Origin of the sequence: Corallococcus praedator (genome assembly GCF_003612125.1) — a bacterium.
Taxonomy (GTDB): domain Bacteria; phylum Myxococcota; class Myxococcia; order Myxococcales; family Myxococcaceae; genus Corallococcus; species Corallococcus praedator.
In genome coordinates this window covers 1-464 of the sequence record NZ_RAWI01000945.1, presented here as the reverse complement: position 1 = coordinate 464, position 464 = coordinate 1, and the positions used below count along the sequence as shown (strand labels likewise).

Here is a 464-nt window from a genome sequence, read left to right as displayed (position 1 = left end):
ACGCTAAACAAAATTGCGGAGACTAGCGGCGACAGCAGCAGCAGCAACCAGCCCGGATTGGCATTTGCCCAGTAGAGCATTCCCAGCACGATCGCGCCAAAGACGAGCGACGTGCCCAAGTCGGGCTGCAAAAACACCAAAGCCCAAGGGACGGCGGCGATCGCTAAAGTTTTGAGCAAGTCAGGCAGGGTTGAAGCCGTGCGCTCTTGCAGAATGCTTGCTAGAGTCACAATCAGGCCGATTTTGGCAAATTCGGACGGCTGAACGTTGAAGCCGCCGATCGTCAGCCAGCTTTGCGCTCCGTTTGCGCTCGTACCCAGGAAGATGACGATTAGCAGCGAAATATTGGTAATTGCGTAGATAATCCAGCGCCACTGAATCAGCACTTCGTAGCGCCAGCGAGAGAGGGCGATCGAAATCACCAGGCCAATGCCGCCCATCAGTAAATGCTGCCACCAGTAATC

General features: G+C 55.2%; 1 protein-coding gene. It reads right to left on the bottom strand.

What is annotated here, in order from left to right; genetic code table 11:
• A partial coding sequence (locus D7Y13_RS42520; protein ID WP_158626221.1) for an FtsW/RodA/SpoVE family cell cycle protein occupies positions 1 to 464 on the bottom strand: 464 nt, incomplete at both ends.